13 protein-coding genes are annotated in these 26,106 nt (G+C 45.4%); 9 read left to right on the top strand and 4 right to left on the bottom strand.

Features of this window, described 5'->3' with window-relative positions; all coding sequences use genetic code 11:
• Together JO154_RS13040 and JO154_RS13035 are read right to left on the bottom strand one after the other, a co-directional pair.
• The gene (locus JO154_RS13040; RefSeq protein WP_291946103.1) at positions 1-525 is read right to left on the bottom strand and encodes a GNAT family N-acetyltransferase; all 525 of its coding nucleotides are present in this window, start codon (positions 523-525) and stop codon (positions 1-3) included.
• Positions 522-4,391, bottom strand: a complete 3,870-nt coding sequence (locus JO154_RS13035; RefSeq protein ID WP_291946101.1) for a Pls/PosA family non-ribosomal peptide synthetase — start codon at positions 4,389-4,391, stop codon at positions 522-524. The genes JO154_RS13040 and JO154_RS13035 overlap by 4 nt, the downstream gene beginning before the upstream one ends.
• 459 nt (positions 4,392-4,850) lie before the next feature.
• On the opposite strand from JO154_RS13035, the gene JO154_RS13030 reads away from it, so the two are divergent.
• The 5 genes from JO154_RS13030 to JO154_RS13010 all read left to right on the top strand — a co-directional run bounded on the left by JO154_RS13030 (position 4,851) and on the right by JO154_RS13010 (position 14,064).
• On the top strand, positions 4,851-5,528 hold the full coding sequence (locus JO154_RS13030; RefSeq protein ID WP_291946099.1) for a response regulator transcription factor: 678 nt from the start codon (positions 4,851-4,853) through the stop codon (positions 5,526-5,528).
• Positions 5,529-5,549: 21 nt separating this feature from the next.
• Entirely contained in the window at positions 5,550-6,899 is a 1,350-nt protein-coding gene (locus JO154_RS13025; RefSeq protein ID WP_291946097.1) for a HAMP domain-containing sensor histidine kinase, read from the top strand.
• A 207-nt stretch (positions 6,900-7,106) separates the two neighbouring features.
• A complete protein-coding gene (locus JO154_RS13020; RefSeq protein WP_291946095.1) occupies positions 7,107-10,157 on the top strand; it encodes a SusC/RagA family TonB-linked outer membrane protein in 3,051 nt (1,016 codons plus the stop codon).
• A 10-nt stretch (positions 10,158-10,167) separates the two neighbouring features.
• The gene (locus tag JO154_RS13015; RefSeq protein ID WP_291946093.1) at positions 10,168-11,598 is read left to right on the top strand and encodes a RagB/SusD family nutrient uptake outer membrane protein; all 1,431 of its coding nucleotides are present in this window, start codon (positions 10,168-10,170) and stop codon (positions 11,596-11,598) included.
• A gap of 225 nt (positions 11,599-11,823) precedes the next feature.
• Complete coding sequence (locus JO154_RS13010) at positions 11,824-14,064, top strand: glycoside hydrolase family 95-like protein (RefSeq protein WP_291946091.1); 2,241 nt, start codon at positions 11,824-11,826, stop codon at positions 14,062-14,064.
• Between the two features lie 110 nt (positions 14,065-14,174).
• Here JO154_RS13010 and JO154_RS13005 read toward each other — a convergent pair whose 3' ends face one another.
• On the bottom strand, positions 14,175-16,457 hold the full coding sequence (locus tag JO154_RS13005) for a WG repeat-containing protein (RefSeq protein ID WP_291946089.1): 2,283 nt from the start codon (positions 16,455-16,457) through the stop codon (positions 14,175-14,177).
• Positions 16,450-18,753 carry a WG repeat-containing protein gene (locus tag JO154_RS13000; protein WP_291946087.1) on the bottom strand — a complete coding sequence of 768 codons (2,304 nt, stop codon included), beginning with the start codon at positions 18,751-18,753 and terminating at the stop codon, positions 16,450-16,452. Before JO154_RS13000 ends, JO154_RS13005 begins: the two co-directional genes overlap by 8 nt.
• A 114-nt stretch (positions 18,754-18,867) precedes the next feature.
• On the opposite strand from JO154_RS13000, the gene JO154_RS12995 reads away from it, so the two are divergent.
• The 4 genes from JO154_RS12995 (at position 18,868) to JO154_RS12980 (ending at position 26,101) form a co-directional block, all read left to right on the top strand.
• Positions 18,868-19,377, top strand: a complete 510-nt coding sequence (locus JO154_RS12995; RefSeq protein ID WP_291946085.1) for an energy transducer TonB — start codon at positions 18,868-18,870, stop codon at positions 19,375-19,377.
• Positions 19,378-19,897: 520 nt separating this feature from the next.
• The gene (locus JO154_RS12990; protein ID WP_291946082.1) at positions 19,898-22,336 is read left to right on the top strand and encodes an alkaline phosphatase family protein; all 2,439 of its coding nucleotides are present in this window, start codon (positions 19,898-19,900) and stop codon (positions 22,334-22,336) included.
• A 150-nt stretch (positions 22,337-22,486) separates the two neighbouring features.
• On the top strand, positions 22,487-22,663 hold the full coding sequence (locus JO154_RS12985; protein WP_291946080.1) for a hypothetical protein: 177 nt from the start codon (positions 22,487-22,489) through the stop codon (positions 22,661-22,663).
• 348 nt (positions 22,664-23,011) lie between these two features.
• Positions 23,012-26,101, top strand: coding sequence for a SusC/RagA family TonB-linked outer membrane protein (locus JO154_RS12980; RefSeq protein ID WP_291946078.1), 3,090 nt, complete (start codon positions 23,012-23,014; stop codon positions 26,099-26,101).
• The last annotated feature ends 5 nt before the right edge of the window (positions 26,102-26,106 follow it).

Genomic DNA, 26,106 nt, shown 5'->3' with positions numbered 1-26,106 from the left:
TCATTTTTGCGCTCCCCATACAGGAACGATATGTTTGCCATCTGGCGATAGCCATTTTTCATACACCAATCGTACGGCTGTATAATCTTTCGACTCCAGGAAAGTCTGCATACGATTGTTATTGGTGAGGGTATATCTCATTATCCGGCGCACGCCCTTATCTACATAATGCGCCTCCAATAGTTCATTCATAGCCCGGTAAATGCCATGCCGGCGGTACGCCGGCATAACATAACCATCGGATACATAAAGGGTATCACCAGTATAATCTTCTATACGACTGTCGTCGGGAGACTCGATGTAACCGAATATGAAGCCCACCGGCGTATCACCGCTCTGAGCCAAGATACAAGTACCTTCACATTCTTCTTGCATATCTATTACATGTTGCATATAATGAGAAGCAATATCATCCCAATCGGCTGTGCCAGGAAAGAATTCTTTCTCAGAGATATGCAGTCCACGCATCAGTTCAGCCATAACGGCGTAATGCGTGGCAATACGTATATGCGTATAAGTTATCATTCGTAATCAGGTTTAATAGGGCTACCTGTCCAACTGGTGCCCGGTTGCAGTTTTTCTCCTTTCATCACCAGTGATAATGGAGAGAGATTCACATCATCACCTACCTCACTGTCGTACAAGATAATGGTACGTGCACCAATGCTGCTGCGTTTACCGATTTTAATAGCTCCTACCTTCATTACACGGTCTTCGAAAAGGTGCGTCTGAGGGCCGCTATCTTCATTCAATGCGGCATCAGTGCCGATTTCCACCATGTCAAACTCGGTGATATCTGTCGTAAACATATATACTCTTTGCCCGGTTTTTACGCCCAATAAACGCAGTAATACTGGCAGCCATGGCGTTCCTTTCAGGTATTCCAACAGGAACGGTACAGACAATGCTTCGTAAGTGGAAGTAACACTTTCACTACGCCATACATTGGAGGTCCACATCGGGTCCTGACGGGAATGGTAACGACCGCAGAAAATCCACTTCATGAACACGGTAAAGAGAAATGCAGGTAATCCCAGGAAAAACAGGTAATAGAATGGAAACTGTACTAGTACCTGTGTAAAGGATTTTTCTGTCACCAGATCGTGGGCATATGCAATAAAGAGAATACTGCAACATATCACCACTGTTTCTGGAATGAGGATACGAATGAATTCAACAATACCACGCGCTATCTTCCGGAATATACCTGGATGCGTGGTGAGTTCTGGCGGGAAGAAACGACTTTCCTGTCTGCGAGGGAGCGCAATGGCAGGAGAGCCAAACCAGTCGCGGGCAGTATTAGTTTCCAACTGCACTTTGGATGGTGGTGTAGATAAAACCCCTATCAGCATGTTTTCCGGCAAGGTATATCCTTGAGGAATCAAAGCACTGTTGCCCACAAAGCTGTTATTGTGAATAGTAGTTTTTTCCAATGTTAACTGTTGGGCACGAACATCCGATTCACCCAATGTTACGGCATCCGCTACGAATGCGCCATCACCGATTTCCAATAATGGGTGGGTAACGCTACTGGCGGTACTCACTTCTGTACGCTTACCAATTTTAGCACCCAGCGCCCGGAACAAGCTACTCACATAAATAGTAGCAAATATCGGATGGATCACGATCAAGGATAAGGCCATCATCTGATCCGCAAACCATTTACGCACATAGAAACTGCTATAAATCGGATAGGTACCAGGTTTGATGCCCCATTGCAGTAAACGAGTAAGTACTACCGTTTGTCCAGTGAACAACAAGATATACACCAGTGCCAGGACCGGCGTGATGACCATATAGTTGAAGTTATAATCCGGCGCTGCGTTGTCCATATTATTCAGCGTGATAATAGTAGGCAACAGCGGTAACAATATCGTGAATGGGAAGACCAACAGAAACAGCGAGAACATCAAGCTGTACCTGATACGTGTCGCCCTGGATACGGGTATTGGCTGCGGCAACTCATGGATCGCTTTCGTTTCCTTCAGTTGCGCAGGACTTCCTTGCCATACTTCTCCCACACCGATAGTTTTTCCGGCAGGCAGGTAACTGAGGTCTTTCAGTTCGCCCCAGTCTTCGATACGGGCGTCTCCGGCAATAACGGCGCTACTACCCACATAAGCATGGTCGCCCAGGTATACGCGGCGCAGTTTCAGCCAACCATCTTCTACCCAAGCATTGTTGATGACCGTTTGGGAGCTAAGACTCGCATCTTTCCCGATGGTCACCAGGTCTTCTGCACCGATGGTGACAGTGCCCAATTGCGCATCGGAAGAGATATCTACGCCGAGGAACTGGAGGTATTTGGCATACAGCGGTGTACCGTTCAGGAATTGAGCCGGCATGAGTCGTTGGATGGTTTTCACCAACCACCAACGGAAATAGTAGGTTCCCCAGAGTGGGTAATCCCCTTCTTTCATTTTACCTATCACCAGCCATTTCACCGTAATGATAAGTACCGTGAATACAGCCGGCAGGAAGCAGAACATCCCCAAAGCCGTCATGATGGCGTAACTGAGTTTGCCTGTTGCTTGTTCCGTATAATAATAGCCCAGGTAAGGGAAATAGATCTGCATGGCAAACAAGCCATAAATGATCAGCAGGGTCACTGTTTGCGCTATCCAGCAAAGTCCATGGCGATACCAAGGCACTTTGTTGAAGGTATGCGTTTTCTCCTTGCCAGTGGCATCCGTTGAAGACCAGGTATCTGCCAGGGCCTGAAGCGGACGATGTATGTAGATATCTTTCAGGGATGCCTGTGGGATATTCGCTTCCCGACGAAGACGGGATACGAAAACCGCCGCCAGCAGCGAGTGACCACCGAGATCTGTAAAGAAATCCTCCTGGAGGGTCAGTGGCTTATCTGGGAATACTTTCGTCAAAACCGCCATCATGCGGTCGGCTATGGGTGCATTGGCATCCACAGTGGCCGCAGACTCCTTCTGTAAAAACGCCGGAGGCACTGGGAGCGCCTTACGGTTAATTTTTCCGCTTGGAAGGCGGGGCATATCATCCAGGATCATGACTACTCCGGGAACCATATAGGTAGGCAGGGTACGGGACAGTTCGTGTCGCATGTCTGCTTCCGTTACCGTACTCTCGTCTTCCTGAACTACATATCCTACAAGTTGATCCTGGTCGTTGCCATCTTTTCTTACCGCTACTGCGGCAGCGGCGATACCTGGGATATCATGGAGTTTATTTTCTATTTCGCCGAGTTCAATCCGGTATCCGCGCAGTTTGATTTGGTCATCCAGTCGGCCTTGGAAGTCGATGCTACCATCCGGCAGGATGATAGCGGCATCACCGGTTTTATAGACCCTGTCGCCGGGGATGGCATCCAGGGAGGTCGGTTTGTTTACGAATTTCTCTTGTGTCAGACTGGGGTTCTCGATATATCCCAGTCCAACGCCTGGACCGGTGATAATGAGTTCACCACGTTCTCCCAGGGGAAGAATATTCAACTGTTCATCCACCACCGCCATATTATAGTTCGGTAATGGATGGCCAATTGTGATGGCATCTCCTGGACGGAGATGGGCAAAAGTGGCACTTACGGTAGTTTCCGTAGGGCCGTAACTGTTATAGAATTCCCGTGGAGGCATTCCCCAGCGGGCGAGCACTTGCGGTGTACAGGCCTCTCCTCCTGCGTTTACCAGGCGGATGGAAGGGATATTGTCCTCCATGATGGCCAGCAAACTAGGTACAGCGTGTAAAACGGTGATTTTCTCTTTCCGGAGAGTATCACTCAGTTCATCGATGGCTTTCGCCGTGGTGGCATCGGCCACCCAAAGCGTGGCGCCCACAAAATAACTGAGCCATGTCTCCTCACACCACATATCAAACGATACGGAAAATCCCTGGTATACTTTATCTGAGCTTCGCACATTCAGTACAGTCTGCTCTGAACGGATCAGATGACAGATTTGCTTATGCATGATAGGAATACCTTTAGGCTTACCAGTACTACCGGAGGTATACAGCACATAAGCAATATTTTCCGGCTTTGCGCCTGGCTGTAAGACAAAATGGTCATACGCTTCTGGCACTGGCGGTACTGTCAGGATGGCGGCATCCAGTTGCAGGGGCTCCTGGCTGAAACAGGCGGCTGCTTTCACTTCTGTGAGTACAAGCTCCACTCGTTCGGCTGGCATCTCCCTGTCCAATGGTACATATCCTGCACCAGCCTTGATAATGCCGAGAATAGCGGCGTGTAATTCTGGGCCACGGGGCCACCAGATCCCTACAATACTACCTGCCCCAATGCCCTGGGCCTGTAACTTGGCCGCAATGGCATCACTCCAGTGATCTAACTGCTTGTAGGTAAAGGTCTGTTGTTGAAAAATCAGGGCGATATGATGTGCATGCTGCTTCACAGAATGCGCAAACATGTCCGCCAGTGTTTCTTGATGAAGTAAATCCGGCCGCTGGGGTCCCATTACTATGCTAAGGTCATTCATAATTTGCTGCCCGAAAAGATTGATTCAGAAAACGCTTCTACTTTGTTATGGTTATGCTGTACAGATGTTGATAGGTGCCAACAACAAAATGTTACTTGTAATTTAAGTACAATTTCTGGATAAAGGCATAGCGCCATGGGGCATCTTGCATCCTGCTTGCTTAACATTCTGTTCATGTCTGTTTTGGAAATAAAGGTTGCGAGGCAAAAATACTGCCCTGAAATTAGCTATGGGCTTATAATCTCATTAAAAAATACCCAATTTTCTGCAAATGTGCGGAATTAGAATGAGATTATATAGAAATTAAATCTCTCTCATCCCAAATTAGAATCCTTTAATGCTGATTTTCATGGCTCTTATGCGTCCTATTTTTAGGCCCAGATTTGAGCTATGAACATTCTATTAATAGAGGACGAACCTAAAGTAGCAGCATTTATTAGGAAAGGGCTGGAAGCCTACCAGCACACGATTACGGTAGCATATGACGGACTAAATGGATACCAAGCGGCCATGCAGCACGACTTTGACGTGGTGATTTTGGACAGACAACTCCCCTCCCTATCCGGACTGGAAGTCTGCCGCATGATCAAAACCATGAAAAAAGGACTGCCCATTCTCATGCTAACCGCTTTAGGCAGCATACGGGACAAAGTACAGGGCTTTGAAAGTGGTGCGGATGATTATCTCCCCAAACCCTTCCACTTCGATGAACTGATCGCCAGAGTACACGCCCTTCACCGAAGAGGGAATGTAGTCAGCCCTAGTGCCGTATACCAGGTGGGCGACCTGGAACTAAATTGCTATAACCGCGCCGTTACCCGATCTGGAAAAGATATCACCCTTACCGTGAAAGAATTTGCCCTGCTGGAAGTACTCATGACCAATAAAAATCGCGTACTATCCAGAACCTACTTGGCAGAAGCCGTATGGGGCATCAATTTCAATAGAGGCACCAACTTTATTGACGTTTATGTCAACTACCTACGGTCAAAAATTGACAAAGGATTTGAATTTCCCCTCATTCATACCGTGATTGGTGTGGGTTATGTAATGCGGGACAAATCATAATTTTTTTTTAACGGTAACCTTATGAAAGTTAAAACCAGACTGGCACTCCAATTCACAGTTCTCTTCGCAGGACTACTGCTCCTATTGCTGTTTGGCATCTATTCCCTCGTGGAAAGAAACAGGCGAATCAGCTTTTATGACAAACTGGAAGACCGCGCCATGACAGCAGGGCAATTCTACCTGGCAGAAGATAATCTCTCCGACGAAAGCTTTAAAAATGTATTGAAAAAATACCCCCGTTCCCTTAACCAGGAAGTGATCCGCATTTATAATGATAAGTTCGACCCGGTTTTTATTAAGGAAGACACGGTGCGCTGGAACAAAGACATTCTACATGAAATTGTGCGCAACAGGAAACTCCGCTTCAGCCAAGGGGATCAACAGGTGTGTGGGATCTATTATGTGGATAACTCCGGGAACTTCCTGGTAGTAGCATCCGCAGTAGATGCTGCCGGAATGGAAAATATGCAGCAATTGGCCTGGATTATGTTTTTCGCCTACCTGGGCGCGCTGATCATTACCTATATGACAGGCCGACTATTCGCACACATCTCGCTGCTGCCGATCAATCATATTATTTCCAATGTGCAGTCTATCCGGGCCTCCAGCTTGGATAAACGCTTGCGCGTACGCACTGGCAGAAAAGATGAACTCACCCAGCTCTCTACCACCATCAACCAGTTGCTGGAACACCTGGAACAATCATTCGAAGCCCAGCGGGTCTTTATTGCCAATGCTTCGCATGAACTACGCACGCCTATTACCTCCATCTTAGGGGAAGCTGAAATAACCCTGTTAGACGATCGCCAAATAAGCGACTACAAACGGGCACTTCAGAATATCATAGAAGAATCGGATCGGCTGAACGGTATTATCGGTAGTCTGCTGGAACTGGCGCAGGCCAACATGGACCACAACGATCTGCAAAGTATCCCCATGGACGAACTCTTATGGGAAGTGGCAGAGGAATGTGGGCAACATGGCCGCTATCAAATGCAACTGAATTTACATACCGGGCAGCAACCAGGTAGGGTGATGATGCAGGGACACCGGCATCTACTATTCATTGCACTCAGCAATGTGGTGAAAAATGCCATTAAATTTTCCAATGGCAAAATGGTTACCTGTGAACTGGTGAAGAAAGAATCTTCCTTGCTCATTAAAATCATCGACAGAGGCATTGGTATTCCTCCGGAAGAACTGCATAAAATATTCCTTCCGTTCTATCGGAGCCAGAATGCTAACGGCTTCGATGGCCACGGCATCGGCCTCTCACTGACAGAAAAAATCGTACGCCTGCACAACGGCAAAGTGGAAGTTTTTTCTGAAGTAGGCCAGGGTACCGCATTTCATTTAACGTTTCAACAATAATTACATATCGTCCATTTATGTCCGAGTATCTAATACTCCCGCATTCTTGCGGGAGTTTTTTTTGTCCCAACCCCAACACATTAGAATTTCTTAATGACTTTCTAACTGTTTAAAGGAGCGCATTTAATATCGCTCTTATAACCCCGTTCTAGCTTTGCAACCGTATTCAACAGCCTATCTACTTACGCATAACACGCATTATTTCTTATGAAATTTTACTTTACACTTTTACTCAGTACCCTGCTGATGCTATCAGACAAAGTAGCGGCCCAGCAACGAACTTTACAGGGCACCGTGACCGATTCCCTCAATGGACAACCATTGCCCGGAGTATCTGTAGCTATTCCCGGCACTAGCACTGGCGTTATAACAGACGCTAATGGAAAATTCACTTTGCAGTTGCCCGCAGCAGCCAAACAACTGTTATTCACTTTCATGGGATACAGTGAACAATCTGCAACGGTCACTGCTGGCACGCAACAACTGAATATCGTTTTATCTCCTGCTTCGCAATCCCTCAATGGGGTGGTAATTACCGGATATACGCAACAAAGTAAATCCAGAACCACGGGCGCTATCACCAGCGTTCCTGCAAGTGTAACCACCCAAGCTCCCGTTGCGTCCTTTGATGTGATGCTGCAAGGTAGAGCGCCAGGATTATATGTAGGTACGCCTACAGGCCAGCCTGGCGAGGCCGGAAGGGTGTCTATCCGTGGTTTGGGTTCTATCAACGGAGATGTAAATCCACTGTTCGTAGTGGATGGCGTACCTGTCGCTAACAACTCTTTTGCTGCTTTAAACCCAGAAGATTTTGAAACCATACATGTATTGAAAGACGCGGCCGCTACGGCACAATACGGCTCCAGAGCTGCCAATGGCGTGATCGTGATTACAACTAAAAAAGGCAAAGCCTGGCCTGATGGGAAAGTACGTGTGAACTACCGCAATCAATTCGGTATCTCTGCACTGAACAGCCCTAAGTGGGATATGATGAACACAGACCAACGTTTGCAGTTTGAAGAAATTTTGCAAGACCCAACGCTCCCTGGCTGGGCTTATTCCTCCAAAAATCCGAATAAAGTCGTGAATGGCGTGGTGATGCCTAAAACAGCAGACGATTATACCTTCGGTAAACAATACCTGGATAGTCTCCGCACCATCAACACCGACTGGCGCAAACACTTGCTTAGACAAGGCCGTACGCAATCCCACTCCCTGAATGTTTCCGGCGGTAATGATAAAACCGTTTTCTATCTCTCTGGCTCCTATTTCAACCAGGAAGGTATTGCATTGAATTCTGGTTTAGAGAGATACAGTCTCCGCGCGAATATTCAGAACCGCAGTGGCAGGTTTAAGTCAACCTTAAATCTGGGTATCTCCACAGCCACTGTGAAATACATCCAGGATGAAGGTGTGGCCGAAGAAGGTGGCGCTGCTGTTGGCGGTGGCGGTATCACAGAGAAAAATCCTATTGCTGCCCTCTATTATGCACTCCCATACGAATCTCATTTGGGTAGGCCAGGAGTAGGCAACTATGGCGCGAATGCACTGGATGCCTATGCCAACAGTCTGAAAAAAGATAACCAGATTAAGAGTGTGATCTCTTTCAACGAAGTAGTAGAACTGACAAAAGAACTACAACTGACGGGTACCGTTGGTATGGATTTTCAACAAAACAACACTACCGAATTCCTGAACCCAGATTCCTGGTATGGTAAATTGGTCAGCAATGGCAACCAAGGTTCCTATCAGCGCGGACTCAATACCCGACTGGGGTTGGTGAGCACCGGTGGATTAAGGTACAACAAACAATGGCATAAAAATGAAATCGAAGCCAACTTACTGGCGGAGATCAATAAAATCACTGGCAATGGCTTCGGTTTTACCGGCTATGGCCTGGTAGCAGAATTACCTAATACTCCTTCCGGCATCACTCCCGGTACTGGCGACAACAATTTCATTCCTAACGTATTCGGACAAACGACGCCGAACCGCCTGTTAGTCTCACAGATTGGACTGTTCCGCTATTCCTACGACGACCGCTATACGTTTACGGCTAGTCTTCGTAGAGATGGATCTTCACAGGTGCCTGCCACTAACCGTTACAAATTGTTCTATGCATTTGGCGGAAATTGGAACGTGCTTGCAGAAAAGTTCATGCACAACCAACACCTGTTTAGCACCCTGCGCCTCCGTGCCAGCTACGGTCTCACAGGAAATGCAGGCGGATTCACCAGCGACTACGGCTTCCGTACCCTGTATGCGTCCGCAGATTACAACGGTAACAAAACCCTTGTTCCGATTACCCCTGGTAATCCGGCCTACAACTGGGAAATGAACCGTATCAGCGATGCAGGCCTAGAATTCGGATTCCTGCACAACAGAATCCGTGGTGAAATTGATTTCTACAACCGCGTTACACAGGGATTATTTGTGAATCGCAACCTCTCACTTACCACCGGATTTGCTACGCTTGCCACCAACTCCGGTAAAGTGAGGAACCGTGGGGTGGAACTCATGCTGGAAGGAGATGCTATCAAACAAAAAGATTTCACCCTTACCCTGGGATTGAACCTGGCCTACAACAAAAACAAAATCCTGAGCCTGGGCGGTGAAGAACAAGTTTTCGCAGATGAAGCCACTATGAATATGGTGGGCAAACCACTGGGTAGCTTCTACGCAGTAAGATGGAAAGGCGTAGATCCGCAGACAGGCGCCCCTATCTACCTGGACAAAGATGGTAATGCAACAAATACCTATAATCCAGATGATGCGGTGCCGTTGAAAGCCACTTACGATCCTCCTTTGATTGGTGGAGCTACTATCAGCCTGCGTTTCAAAAGATTTGAAATGTCTACCCTGGTGAGCTTCATTCATGGGATGTCGAGACTCAATTACCCTAACCTCTACGCCCACTCCGGCAGTGCTGCTTACAGAAGATACAGCCAGTCCAAAGACATGCTGAATATCTGGCAGAAACCAGGCGACATCAGTGCTTATCCAGGTGCACAGTATGCTACCTATTTCACTAGCAGAGACGTTACCAGCGCGGATTACATCAAGTTACGCAACATTACCCTGGGTTACAATATACCGGTACATGGCGCTATCAGAAACCTGAAAGTATTTGCCTCCGGTCAAAACCTCTTCTCCATCATGAAATGGAAAGGCTTCGATCCAGAAGATGCAAACGACATTGCGCAGTACGAATACCCAATGCCACGGATTATCACAGGTGGAATAAATGTAACCTTCTAATACTGTAAAAATGAAATACACTACTATAAGAAACTGGTCAGTCATCTTGTGTATGGCGTCTCTCCCTATCTTCACCACATCTTGCAATAAAATGCTGGATATAAAACCTACCGACCAGGTAGACGGCGAAGATATCTTCAAATCACTCACCACTGTAAACCGTGCAGTATTGGGCGTTTACGCCGGATGGGAACCGGAATACACCCTTCGCATAGGGTCTGTAACTGCAGACGAATGTGTTATCGGCACCAAGAACGCTGGTGTAAACGGATCTGCTCAAAACCTCTTCCGTTGGGCTTTTACAGGCTATGATCCAGAAATTGTTGCTCCTTGGACAAATGCTTACCAAGTCATCAATCGCGTAAACCGAATTTTGGAGGGACTGCCGAAGGTGCCTGCACAAAACAAGGAAGAAGAACAGCAGAAAATTCATCTGCAAAGTGAATTATTAGCGATCAGGGCTTTTGAACATTTCGAACTCTATCGCATGTACGGAAGTGCAGGTGTTTACAACCCGGATGCATATGCAGTACCTTATGTAACTACCAGCGATATCAATGCGAAACCTGCCCGTCCAACAGTAGCGGCCTTCTTCAAAGCACTGGAACAAGACCTGACTAAAGCCTTGGAAAATAGCGATGAAGCAACAGATATCACGCGTATGAACCAGGCAGCCATGTATGCACTACAGGCACGCGTTGCGCTCTATACCAACAACTGGACATCCGCCCTGGAGAATGCCGACAAAGCCACTGCCAATAATAAACTGGCAGAAAGAACGGAGTTCCCAGGTATATGGACAGATAAAAATAATGCAGAAGTTATTTTTAAACTGAAACGTACAAATCAAAGCGCCATGCGTCCGGGAGATATCTGGAAAAATGCCAGCTTAGGGATTGTATACTTCGCTCCTGCTCAAAAGCTGCTCCACGCATATGATGCGGAAAATGATATTCGCTTTGATGCTTACTTCGATCATGATCCTGCCCTGGTAGCAGACGGCCAATTACCAGATGTGATCGCGAAATATGCCGGAGCAGACGGCGCAGAAAACAGGAATGATATCAAAGTATTCCGTACAGGAGAAATGTACCTGGTTCGCGCAGAAGCATATACGAATTTGGGACGTCTCCAGGAAGCGGCGGAACAATTGAACACACTGCGTTCCAAGCGTATCGAGGGTTACGAAGCGGAAACGTTTACGGATGCCCAAGCGCTCAAAGCAGCTATTCAAGAAGAAAGATACCTGGAGTTACCATTTGAAGGACATCGCTTCTTTGATCTCAAACGCTGGGGATTACCAGTAAACAGGTTAGCGGGAGACACGGGTGATGATGGCCAGCTATCGCTGAACCCATCTGCGATTTATTATTACCTGCCTATCCCGCAGGCAGAGATACTCAGCAATCCGAACATAAGACCCAACAATAACGGTTGGTAATAAAGATAGTCGATACAATTCGAAAAATAGGACATACAACAAACAGCAACAAGGCAGTTTCCACTGACTTGAAACTAAAACAACAGGGGCTTTTAAAGGGGGCCCCTGTTGTTATTTTATACTACCCATCTGGGCTGCAGTCAGGTCTATAGGCATTAAAAAGTAGTAAAGAATCTCTTTTTTTAATTATTTTGTCCACAAATTCCACATCTAAATTCACGAACAATGAAACTAAAAAGGCCTGCCCTGCTGGCACTCCTGTATACCTTACCTATAGGCGCTATGGCGCAGCAATCGTCCCATCACAACCTTCATTTCAATCAACTGGCCACTAATTGGTATGACGCCATGCCATTGGGCAATGGTATGCTGGGGGCACTTGTCTGGCAAAATAATCAGTACTTGCGCCTCTCCCTCGATCGGGCCGATCTCTGGGACGATCGCCCGATGCCAGGAATGGATAAACTCACTTTCTCCTGGGTGACCAAACAAGTGCAATTACATCAATACGATGCGGTGCAAGCCCTTGGCGATGCACCCTACGAAGCGAATCCTGCGCCTACCAAAATTCCTGGTGCTGCCATAGAATTCAATATAGCAGACCTGGGAAACGTCGTCTCCAATGAACTGGACATTACAACCGCTACTAATATTATCAGGTTCTCTAATGGGGCTATATTTAAAACGTATGTAGATGCCAGTGAGTCGTATGGTGTTTTTACGGGAGACAACATTCCCTCCACCTTCATTCCTGCCATCAGAACACCGCAGTATACAAGCCCTGACCATGGCGGCCCAGTGAACTCTGTGGAAGGCCAAAGTCTTCAACGATTAGGTTACGCAAAAGGGGTTTTGAAAACAACTGGCCACCAGGTTATATACCATCAACCTACCAACGGCGGAAAATATTACGAGGTGTTGGTATCCTGGAAACGCCTGCCTGGCAATAAACTCGCCGGTATATGGATGATTACTAATACCAAGAGGGCCGCTGCCCCTACCCTCACGGATAACTTCCTCCGCAAATCCTGGCTGGAACATACCAACTGGTGGAAAAATTATTGGAACCGCTCTTCCATTCAAATTCCAGATACATTGCTGGAAAAACAATATTATCTGGACATGTATAAATTTGGTTGTGTAGCCAGAAACAACACACCGCCTATTTCCCTCCAAGCCGTATGGACTGCCGACAATGGCAAGCTACCACCATGGAAAGGAGATTTCCACCACGATCTGAACACAGAATTAAGCTACTGGCCTGGTTACACCGCCAATCACACAGACCTCACCGCCGGCTTCACGAACTGGCTTTGGAACACGCAATCCGAAAGTAAACGCTGGACCAAACAATATTTCGGCATCGATGGACTAAATGTACCCGGTGTAAATACCATCTCCGGAAAACCCATGGGTGGCTGGATTCAATATTCTATGAGTCCTACTACCGCGGCATGGTTATCCCAACACTTTTACTGGCAATGGCGCTACACGAATGATAAACAATTCCTCCTCACGCGCTGTAAACCTTGGTTTGATGCGGTGGCTGCTTATTTCCGCGGCATTCGTATAGTAGATCCCGTTAGTGGAAAATTCAAACATCCACTCAGCTCTGCGCCCGAGTTCAACGACAATTCGATCTCTGCTTGGTTCCATGATTTTACGAACTATGATTTATCGCTGGTAAGATTTTTCTTTGAAAAATATGCGGTTGTCACCGCCGCTTGCGGACAGTCCAATGCCGCTATCCTGGCGGAACTGCAAAAATATCCTGCTTTCAATACAGATAGCACTGGTCTCACCATCGCACCAGGTCAGGAACTTAATCAATCCCACCGCCATCATAGTCACCTCATGGCAATATATCCATTGAAAGTATTGTCTTATTCCAGTGCAGCGGATAAATCCATTATGGATCGATCCCTTGCATGGTTGGAGAAGAAAGGTACCAGGGCCTGGTGTGGCTATTCTTTCAGTTGGGCAGCTAATTTGTATGCACAAACCGGCAATGGCGACAGTGCGGCTGTCATGCTCAGCAGGTTCGCGTCTAACTTTACAGGAAAGAACAGCTTTCACCTAAACGGCGATCAAAAGAAAGGACAATATTCAGGGTTTACGTATAATCCATTTACACTGGAAGGGAACTTTGCATCTGCACAGGGTATCCATGAAATGCTGCTGCAATCAAACGATAGCCTTATTACCTTATTCCCTGCGGTACCAGCTTCTTGGAAGAATGTATCATTTGAGCATCTCCGCACAGCATCTGGGTGCCTCGTATCTGCAGAAAGGAAAAACGGGCAGTTGGCAGTGGTGAAAATCTCCGGAGGGCAACCAGGTAAAATCTATATCCAGTGGCCTTTTTCAGGGGTACAATTCAACGGAGGCTCCCCCAAATATGAGTTAAAAAATGGGGTACTTTCATTTGAACCTGGCAAAGGAGAAATAACGATCTATCCCCGTTAATAAGCAAAACGTTCTTGCCTGTCGTCCCTGCCAGTGGGCAGGGACAATGAAAAAAACAAAAACGGGAAGGGACGTCTGCGACGTCCCTTCCCGTTTTGATACAGCTTCTTTTATAATGTTGGAAATGCCTCTTCGTACTCCGGCAGGAAAGAAATAACCCCTGTAACCTTGACAGGCAGTATCTTTCCATCCAAGGTGAGATACTGGTAATTATTATTGCCCACCTTGCAGAGCACCGGATAACTATACTTCAATGAAGTAGCGCCGTAACCAGGTACTTCTTGCAAGAGTACATCTTCATATTTTACAGGACTCACCGGCCTTCCGGCATTATCCAGTACCATAAATTTATTATTTTGCTTGGCCACAAATCCAGGGCCAGGTGTACCTTCCATCATTAGATCGTTATTAGCCGGTACCATGATGAGGCCATTCATACTGGCCAATCCCAGACGTATATAACCGGTAGTGGGATCTGCTTTTTGCAAGATTAATCCTTTGGTCCCAAATTCTCTAAAAGTGATCTCATCATAATCGTATATAACCGGTACAATCAATTTACCTGCACTATCTGCATATCCATACTGATAGCGGTCATTCGTCTGTTTAATGACGATGTATACGCCAGATAACAGCGAACGTATATACCGATATTCAAAAGGAATAATGACATCCCCATGCATATTGATCAGCCCTACTTTATCTTCTTTGCCCACCATTATCTGATCTGGGATATGGCCAGGACTGACAACACTATAAGGCAAGGCAGTGAGTTGTTTACTAACGGTATTGAATAAACTGTAATGAGCTGAATCTTCCAAACCGGTTTTCAGTAGGCACATCCCATTGCCAATACTGACGATATCATGATAAGCTGGCGCCAGTAGCAGATCTCCCTGGATATTGCATAAGCCATATTTGTCATCATCCGTTTCTGCCTTCTTACCTATCAACAACACCAGATTGGAATCCCCTTCCAACTGGCGTATTTCCTCATATTCCATTGGTAATATCTGCTTCCGCTGTTTGATATCATACAGTCCTTTACGATTGTTCTGATTGATCACATACACCGATCCTGCGAGTTGCCCATAACCTTTATAGCCCATTGGAATGAGTTCCGTACCATCTGTATTGTACAATCCCTTTTTCTGCTGATATTCCACCAGTAATAATTCGCCATTATCATCTGCTGAAATATCAAAAAATGCGGGCGCTACTGTTTTCTTGCTGACAGGATTATAAAAACCATATACTGCTTGTTGTTTCAGGATAAAAATAGGATTCTTCGTACTACTATGCGGTCCCGCTACGAATCCGTAGATGCTGTTATAATCCTTATCCAGCAAGTTTTTACCGGTACTATCTACCAAACGATAATTACCATTTACTGGCACAATGAAACAATTAGCAAAGCAAGCGATTTTCCCACTGTATGCAGGCGCAAGGATTTCACGCCCTTTATCATCCAGGATACCGGTCTTTTTATTCTTGGTCACCGCTACATAAGGGCCATAACTACCCTCCTCATAAGGGTATTCAATGTTATCATATACAAAGTCCGACACTTGCTGACCATCCTCACCAATCAGGCCGTAATAGCCGTTGTGCTTTGCGCGCAGCAAGCCATTGTCCAACACCTCCATGTCTGTATATTCCGGGCTGCTATATACTTTCTTTTGTTGTAGATTGATGATTAGCTGCTCGTCATTCTTAAAAAGACTCTTAATCCAGTTATCACTACGCATACCAAAGTGTTCATGGCCATATTCAAAGGGCAGTAAGGTTTCATTGTTAAAATTAAGAATGCCCCATTTGCCGTTCTTTTTAGCAAAAACGTAATTGGATTGCGTGCCACAGCCGCCGCAGTAATCAAAGCCATCATAAACAGCCGGCACTACGAGCTTTTGCGCTTTATTGCTATAGATCCCCCATTTGCCATTAGCCTTCACATCGAAATGATCGTCATCCAGAATCCCGACCTCTTCAAACTGTAATGGTAACAGGAGATGCCCATAGGTATCAGCGTAAGTTCTTTTTTTATGCTGCTTTAACGCGAGATAAGATTTCCATTGTAGTTCAATGGAATCGTATACGGGTTGTAGAATCCATTTACGTTGCGCATTCCATACCCCGAATTTCCCCTGGGATTTCACCAATAGCATCAAGGCCTGGTCGTCCTCAACAGGTGTACCAGTAAGACTATCCATCGGATGATAGGTACCGATCACTCGGTCAAACACCTTTTGTCCTGCGGTATTAATGTACCAGGTTTGTGCCCCGTTTTGCATGCGCGCCAGTCCGTTTACAAACACAGATGCTTTCTGCGCGCGTGCAGTCATACTGCACACTACCAGCCATAAAACAGGTAAGAAACGTATATGCTTAGTCATTATATCCTTTCAATTTATCAGAACGGAAAGGCAGTGGTTTGCCTTGTTCATCCAGGTATATGTATTTATTATCTTTCTTCACGAGTACCGGGAAAATGGGAGCCTCAAATCCGCCATTGGTCTCCATTTCATCGTAGATGACTGGAATAATAGCGTGTCCTGTGCTGTCGAGTAGCCCGAACTTATCGTCCTGTTGTACTTCAAACAGCGTAGCGGATTTATTGTAGGTAATATCATTGTACACAGGCGGGATGATCATTTTACCGAGGGAGTCCAGCACACCGTAGTTATTACCCATTCCCACCTTATAGTAAGGCAGATCATAAAACTTATCTATACTGGTATATTTAACGGGAATGAATATACTACCATCCTGTTTGATGACACCGCGTAAAGTATCCTGTTCTACTTGGATCAGATTCCCTTCCATGGTATGCATTTCCGTTGCCGTTAAAGGATAAATCACTTCTTTTTTCAGGTTGATAATACCAAACAATTCTTTGTCGTTCGCATCTATTTTAGATGCCACTGCCAGTCCGTTCCAGAAATCACCAACAAAACTGAAATCATCGAACACTACTTCTTTTCCGTTTGTATCGAGGAATAGATTAGATCTGTTTTCGCCCCAAACTTTTAACAGTCCGTCATGATAAGAGATGGTATATTTTCTTTCTTTTTCCGGGATCAACATTCTGGCGTATTGGGTTTCCCGGAACTCCCATTTGGAGTTGGCATACAAGGTAGCTCCAGCAAGATCAACGAGCCTTGTTTCCTTATTACCGTTTTTCAGGTAATTAATGACGATAATACGGTTTGTATCTACGGGTGTATGAAATCCATATTGAGCGAATTTGCCAACGATCTTGCCTTCCGCATTTGCCACACCGCTGCTATCGCCATCTTTCCGGAGGGATAGCAAACGGGGATTCTGCCAGGAAATATTGGTATAACGAGCCGGCAGGATTTCTTTGCCGTTGTTGATATTGTATAGGCCGATATGTTTCCCTTTGATTACTGCCACGTAATCATCTTTCTCTGGGCCAGCAGCATCATCCGAATAAGTAAATTCCGATGCATATCCTTCCGCGATATTATCCGCACCATTAGGTACGATGGTAGTTCCGTCCGTCCGCATGAGGGCGTGCTTACCTTGTTGGGTATGCACGAGCAACAGTTGTTTCCCTCTGTAATTCAGGAGCGTGATATTTTTATAATCTTCCGGCAGTACTTTTTTTCCAGTGCTGTCATATACGTTGTACAGCACTCCTTTCCGGGCAATGAAGAAAGCAGGGGGGCCCATTTTAGCCCAGAGACTTTCAAATGCCACCGATTCTGTCAAAAATTGGCCACTCTCACTATATACCTGGATCTCATCATATATGGTGGGTACAATTTCTTTGAAATGTTTGTCCAGCACACCTACCTTAGCCTTTTTGATGAGAACGGCGTCGCCGTAAGGGCGCGCTGCTGTGTATTGCGGAACGACGAGGGTTGTTCCGGCTGCATCTGTAAAACCAATTTTACCATCCAGGGCTACTGCGAAAGTGCCTGGGATGGGTCCTCTGGTAATGATGGTATAGATAGCGGGTGTTACTTTCCGGCCATTCCCGCTCATAATGCCTACTTTATCCCCTATTGCATAACCAAAGAAACTGTAGTCATCATAACCCAGGTATTGGAACCCATTGTATTCTGGCGCCACCACCACAGTGCCGTCATCCTTTGCCAGACCTTGTTTTCCGTTTTTTGTAATTTTGACGAAGGCCGTTACATAGCTGTCGTCTACCTCATCATAAACAGGCTCCTGTAGTAATTTGCCTGTTTTAATATCAGCCCATCCCCAATGGTCGCCTTTGCGTACCTTCATCACGCGGGGATTTAATCGGTCGATTTCATCGTATTCTTGAGGACAGAGCACATTGCCCAGCGTGTCCACTGCTCCGTATTTCCCATTCAGCTTGGTAACAACAAAGCAATAGTTTTTCCTAGGAATATATTCATCCTTTTCATCCAGGAGCTTTACCTCGTCAAACTGGAAGGGGGCAATAATTTTACCGGCATTATTAATGGCGCCATAGGCGTTATGCTTCACACCTACCACCGTACCATAATAGCCTTGGTTCTCCAACTTATCGATTAATACCATACCAGACATATGGAGCAATTGAGGCTGGGAATTGATTTTTACCGGGGCGAATAGTCCGTCAAACTTTCCAAGGTAATCTGCATCTGTGATCTGCTGGCCGTGGGCAACAACCGGGAACAGCAATGGAGTAATATACTTTAGGTATTTCATGGTTAAACCGTAAAAATATGGGCCTGTAAAGTACAAATATGCCACCTAAATTGGGAATGAACAAGTTTTTATAGAGAATCAATTGTATATTTAAAACAGTAATCCCTTTATGCCATGAAATACCTGTTGTTCTTAGTGGCCCACCTATGCTGTATTAGTCAGTCATACGGACAATCTGACTCCATTTATCTGAGAGGATGTGTAGTGAATGAAAAAGGCGATCTGATAGATAGTAGTTCTCAAAAAATATCCCAAAAAACAAGTAACTGCCTGTCTACTTACGACACCATTATGGAGGAAATAGTAACTACTATTCCAGAGGTACAGCCGGTATTTCCTGGAGGGGGAGCCGCACTTAATACATTCCTGTTTCATAACATCCATCTTAACTCGGAAGGCGATTATCTACAAGGAAAAATCAACCTCGAATTTATCATCGATACAAAAGGGGCTATCAGAAATGCCTGCATTGTCCAAAAGCACCCAGAAGAATACACTTTTATGGATAAAGAGGGCTTACGTGTATTGAAATCAATGCCTTGTTGGCCCCCAGGAAAATACCATGGCAGGAAAGTAAATGTTAAAATGTTTTTGCCCATAAGAATCTGCCTTCAAGACGAATAATAAACAACCCCTATGTTCCTACAAGCCGCCATTGCAGCCGGATTATTGCTATTTGCAATTATCCCCGTACTACTGATCCCAGCAGTATATCTCAGCTTATTTATCCATTGGATCTACTGGCGCTTGAACAAAAAAGGAAACTCATTTAGGATATTTAGAAATCAATTGCATATACGTATATCCATTACCGTAGGAACAATTGTTATGATGACAATATTATTCTACCTGGTAATATGCGCATTAGGCTACACCAATCCTCACTACTATTTCTTATAATGCTACTTAACCTCGAAGCCACAGTTTCCGTAACGCAATCCGGGACGCGGTGCGTCCCGATTTGAAAGCCAATGCTCCTAATAGCAAAGATCTGAAAGAATTCTATGGGGTATAAAAAATGCCAAAAAATTAGTATTTTAAGGGATGCAGACAGGTTGGAGTTGATTTAGTAACAATCATTTAATACATTAATTAAACGGTCATTTCTACTTTCGCCCTCAGGTTTACAACACACCAACTGATTATGAAACCAATAAGTATACTTTTCTCTCTTTCCTTGCTGAGCATGGCTTCCTATGCACAGTTGCCTGGCCCGCAGCCATCTACGAATCAGGTCCTGCTGCCAAATGGCTGGAAATTAAGTCCTGCCGGACATTCCATTCAGTTGGGCGATCTGCCGCTCAACATGCAACTCAGTTCCTCCGGGAAATACCTGGCCGTTACCAATAACGGACAAAGCACGCAATCTGTACAACTGATCGATCCTAAGACAGCGCAAATCATCGACAGTGCCATCGTTGGCAAAGCCTGGTACGGCCTCGCTTTCAGCCGCGATGAAAAACATCTTTATGCCTCCGGTGCAAACGACAACTGGATTATTGATTTCCATATCAAGAATGGTAAATTCACGCAACAGGATACCATCGTTATGGGCAAACCTTGGCCTAAACAGAAAATTAGTCCTGCTGGTATTGCTGTAAACAGAGCCAATACCCGCCTGTATACCGTTACGAAAGAAGACAGCTCCCTCTACGTACTGGACCCTGTTTCCGGTAAAACATTGCACCGACTGCAATTGCCAGACATTGCCTATAGCTGTGTATTGTCTCCGGATGATTCCAAACTGTATATCTCTGTTTGGGGCGGCCGTTCTGTGGCAGTCGTATCTACCGCTAACTACGAAGTATTACAATCCATCGAGGTTGGTAATCACCCAAATGAATTGCTGCTGGATAAAAAAGGTCGTACCCTCTTTGTGGCCAATGCCAATGACAATACCGTTTCTGTGATTAATACCAGCAACGGCAAAGTACTGGAAACCATTGGCACTACGCTCTACCCTACGCAGTTGAGTGGCTCTACCACCAATGGTTTGGCCCTGAGCAACAATGAAAAAGTATTATATATCGCCAATGCGGATAATAACTGTCTCGCTGTATTTGATGTATCCAATCCTGGCAAGAGTCAGAGTATGGGCTTTATTCCTGTAGGATGGTACCCTACCAACGTAAAAGTATTGGGCAATAAAATTCTGGTGACAAACGGAAAAGGTAACACCAGCTTCGCTAATCCACAAGGCCCGCAGCCTATCAGCATCTTGGATAACAGCGGCATTCATACAGGTAGCACCGCCAATAGCCGTCTGCAATATATCGCAGGGCTCTTCAAAGGAACGCTGTCATTCATCGATGCGCCAACAGAAATTCAACTGAAAGCCTATACGAAAATGGTGTATGCGAATACACCATTCTCCGATAAAAAAGTGCTCCTCGCTGATGGGGAAGAAGGTAACCCTATTCCCCGTAAGCAAGGCGATAAATCTCCTATCAAACACGTTTTCTATATCATTAAAGAAAACCGTACCTACGATCAGGTATTGGGCGATTTGCCACAAGGTAATGGTGATTCTTCCCTCACGCTCTTTGGCAGAGGTGTAACACCTAACCAGCACGCATTTGCCGAAGATTTTGTACTGCTCGACAACTTCTATGTAGATGCCGAAGTAAGCGCCGATGGTCATAACTGGAGCATGGCTGCTTATGCTACTGATGTAGTGGAAAAAACCTGGCCTACTAGTTATGGTAACCGTGGTGGTACCACCAATTATGAAGGCGGCCGCCCAGTGACCTATCCTAAAGATGGCTTCATCTGGGATTACTGCAAACGCGCAGGCGTTAGTTTCCGCAGCTATGGCGAATTCGGTTCGTTTAATAAAGCGCAACTGAAAACACTGGAGGGACACATGTCTCCCTACTCTCCTGGGTTCGACATGGATATCCCAGACCAGGTGCGTGTAGACGCATGGCAGCATGATTTTGATTCCCTGCTGGCCATTAATGCAGTACCGCAATTCAGCACTATCCGTATCTCCAACGATCATACCAGTGGTCAGCGTAAAGGGAAAATTGCTCCTCGCTCTGCGGTGGCAGATAATGATTTAGCCGTAGGCAGACTACTGGATCACCTGTCACACAGTCCCCTCTGGAAAGAGTCGGTGGTGTTCATCTTGGAAGATGATGCACAGAACGGCCCTGATCACATAGATGCGCACCGTTCTCCGGCCTATGTAATTGGCCCTTACGTAAAACGTAAAGCCGTTGTAAGTACGATGTACTCTACATCTGGTTTCCTCCGTACTATGGAACTGATCCTCGGCTTACCTCCTATGAGTCAGTACGATGCTGCTGCTGTGCCGCTGTACGAGTGCTTCACCGCTACACCCGACTTCACTCCATATACCGTTAAGCCAGCGCTGATAGATTTGAACATCCGTAACATGGCTGATAATGAAAGTAGCAAAAGATCCGCAGCATTCAACTTCTCCAAAGAAGATGCTGCTCCTGATCTGGAACTGAATGAAGTGATCTGGAAAGCTATCAAAGGAGAAGCATCAGTAATGCCAGCGCCTAAACGTAGCGCTTTTGTGATACTGGAGAAGAAGAAAAAAGATAATGATGATTGATTAAAATAGGCCCTGCCGCCGAGTAATTCGGATGTCAAAATGATATCAGAATTATAATAACATTTGAATAACTTTTCGGCAGGGTTATTACTGTTGTTCGGAGATAATCAATAAATACCTTTGTTATTGAATACACAAATAACAGTAATTATGAACAAAAAACTAATTACCCCCCAAAACAAAAACAGTTTCTTTGATAAGGCATATCCAATTTGGGCATGTGACCGCGATTTCAGTAAACATCCGTTTTTTGTCAAAAAAGCAGAAGAAGCCCGCGAGTTTTTGCTAAGGGTAGGCCTACCAAAGGAACTAACATCTAAGCGCTAATAAATTAATTTTATTCATAATTTTAAAAATCCTCCAACGTATGGAGGATTTTTTCGTTTATATATCCACGTTACCTTGCACTTTTTAAACAAATAAAAAAAATTATGGGCAATCGCCCTTACAAAAGCAATTTTTTTAAAAACTTGCTTGAATTTTCTTGTATTTGCATATATCTTAGTACATTAATCTGCTGTGCTCGAAGCCAACTGTAATTTCACGTCGTATTCCAGTATGTAGATCTAAACCCGAGTATGTAGACATAAAACAAACTATGCTCCTTATTAACTAAACAGTAATCAATAATTAATTAGTCAACCAGGATTATCATCATTTTCTAAAACGTTTAACATGAGAAACAAACTCAGGTTATTAACGATGTTCTCGTTAATAGCACTTTTGTTGCCCTGCTTCTCCCAAGCGCAACAAAAGGTAATCTCCGGTACTGTAATTTCCAGTGACAAGGAAATTTTACCCGGCGTAACTGTACGCATCCGGGAAAATAATACCAACACCAGTACGGATGGGAATGGCCACTATACCATAAAAGCAAACCCAGGTCAAACTATTGAATTCTCCTTTATCGGTTACCTTACACAAAGCTTTGTAGTAGGTGAAGCCACTACGCTGAATGTAACATTGAAATCTACCCAAACAGGCCTCAACGAAGTAGTTGTTACCGCCATGGGTATCAAAAAAGAAAAGAAAGCACTCGGTTATGCGGTACAGGACATCAAATCTGATGAACTGTTGAAAAACAAAGATGCGAACTTGGTAAACTCACTGAATGGTAAAGTAGCCGGTGTAAACATCACCAATGCAGGTGGTGCACCAGGTTCTTCTGCTTCTATCATCATCCGCGGTGGTACCTCCCTGGAACGTAATAACCAACCACTGTTCGTAATCGATGGAGTACCGATGAACAACAGTACTGGTCAGGGAGACAACAGTTCCTTCGACGGTTCCGTGAACATCTCTACTACCAACAGTAACCGCGCAATGGATATTAACCCGGAAGATATTGAATCCGTATCTGTGCTGAAAGGCCCCGCTGCGGCTGCGCTGTATGGCCTCTCCGCTGCTGCCGGTGCGATTGTGATTACCACTAAAAAAGGTGCAGAAGGTACCGTAACAGCTTCTGTTACGCCAAGATATACTACCAACTGGGTAAACAGATTACCTAAACTGCAGAACAAATATAAACAAGGCAGCTACCTCAGTGGTACACTGAATCCTAACACTGCACTCTCTTGGGGAGATCCATTCAAACCAGGCGAACAAGTGTACGATAACCTTGGAGATTTCTTCCAAACAGCTCACTCTTTCGATAATAGCTTCAACGTTTCCGGTGGTACCAAAACTAGCAAGTTCCTCTTGTCTGGTTCTAACCTGGACCAAACCGGTATCGTTCCTACTACTAGCTATAACCGTTCTTCTGTGCGCTTCAATGGCGAACAGCAAATCGGCCGTTTCACCTTCGGTGTAAACGCTACCTACGCTGCGAGCGAAACCCAGAAAACATTGACTGGTTCCGGTCTGTGGGGCGCTGGTGGCCATGGCTACCTGGAAAGCATCCTGACCTGGCCTGTTAGTGATAATATGTCCAACTGGCAAAATCCTGACGGCTCCCAACGCCGCCTCGTTCCAGGTGTAAACCCTGAAAGCGATATCGATAACGCTTATTGGACAGTTAACAAAAACCCGCAGAAAGATAAAACTACCCGTATCCTCGGTAACGTATACGCCAATGTAAAAATTACCAACTGGTTGGATGCGACCTACCGCTTGGGTATCGATAACTTCCTGACAACCTTCAACAGCTTAATCAGCCCAGGTTCTGATGTGGCCATTAAATGGCAGAAAGGGATGTACTCAGAAACGAATAAACGCTTCAACTTCGTGAGTGGTAACCTGATGCTGAACTTCCACAAACAAGTGAAAGACTTCGATCTGAACCTCCTCCTGGGTCACAATACGGAAGATTATTACAATAAATCCACCTCTGTAAGAGTGGAAAACTTCTCCATTCCTGGCTATGTATCCCTGAACAATGGCGATCCCAAAAACAGGTATGCACAAGATTTCTGGAGCCAGAAAAGATTGGTAGGTGTTTATTCTGAATTAAGAGTAGCTTATAAAAACTTCCTCTACCTGGGTGTTACCGGACGTAATGACTGGAGCTCTACCCTCCCTATTCAATACCGTTCCTTCTTCTACCCTTCTGTTAGTGGAAGCTTTGTCTTCTCAGAGCTGTTGCCGAAAAGCAATGTACTCTCCTTTGGTAAAGTACGCGCTTCATGGGCCAGCGTAGGTAAAGACACCGATCCATATGCTACACAAACATATGTAGATGGTCCTTTACTGGTGAATGGTGGCGGTTACCGTAACTCCTATACCCTCGGAAACCCAAATCTGAAACCAGAACATACCAGTTCTTATGAATTCGGTGCGGAAATGCGTTTCCTCCGTAATCGTGTAGGCTTCGACTTTACCTATTACAATAACAAAAGTGTTGACCAAATCCTTTCCCCAAGGGTAAGTAACGCTACCGGATATATCCTGCGTTCTGTAAACGCTGGCGTTATTGAAAACAAAGGCTTTGAACTGACGATCAATGGTAATCCAGTAAGAAACAAAAACTTCAACTGGGACGTAAGCCTGAACCTTTCTCATAACAGCGGCCGCGTAAGAGAATTACCAGGTGGTATCTCTATCCTGTACGTAACAGATGTACAGGTAGGTAGCGCGAAAGCTGCTTCCTTTAACCAAGGCCTGTTCATGGGACTGAGCGGTTCCAAATACCAGACAGATGACAAGGGTAACCTTATTCTGAATCCAACTACTGGCTATCCAATGCCAACATCCTTGATGACTTTACCAGTTGGTAACAGAGAGCCTAAGGTATTGGGTGGTCTGAATAACAGTTTCACCTATAAAAACTTCAACCTGTCTATGCTGTGGGACTTCCGCGTTGGTGGTGATATCTACAATGGTACAGAATGGCTGATGACCGTAAATGGTCTGAGCGACGTTACCATGAATCGTGGTAACAATATCACGTTCAATGGTGTGGTCCTGAATTCAACAACAGGAAAATATGAAAATGCCACCAAAACAGTGGTAGCTTCAGAAGACTACTATCGTAACATCTACTCCAAGAATGCAGAAAACTTCATCCAGACAGTTAACTGGCTGCGTTTGCGTTCCCTGGCACTCTCATATGCACTTCCAACTTCCACACTGGCCCGTACACCATGGCTGAAAGGTGCTTCTGTTACCTTATCCGGTACCAATCTGCTGCTGTTCACCAACTACAGAGGTATGGACCCTGAAGTAAGTGCTGCTGGCGCTGGGGTGGTGGGCTCTGGCTCTGTAGGTATTGATTATGCTGGTGTTCCTGCTACCAAAGGACTAGCGGTTGGATTAAATGTTAAATTCTAAACCCT

The sequence above is a fragment of the Chitinophaga sp. genome (assembly GCF_019236475.1).
In the GTDB taxonomy this organism is placed as follows: domain Bacteria; phylum Bacteroidota; class Bacteroidia; order Chitinophagales; family Chitinophagaceae; genus Chitinophaga.
Note: the sequence above shows the minus strand (reverse complement) of the source record. Positions and strands in the feature narration are given on the sequence as shown.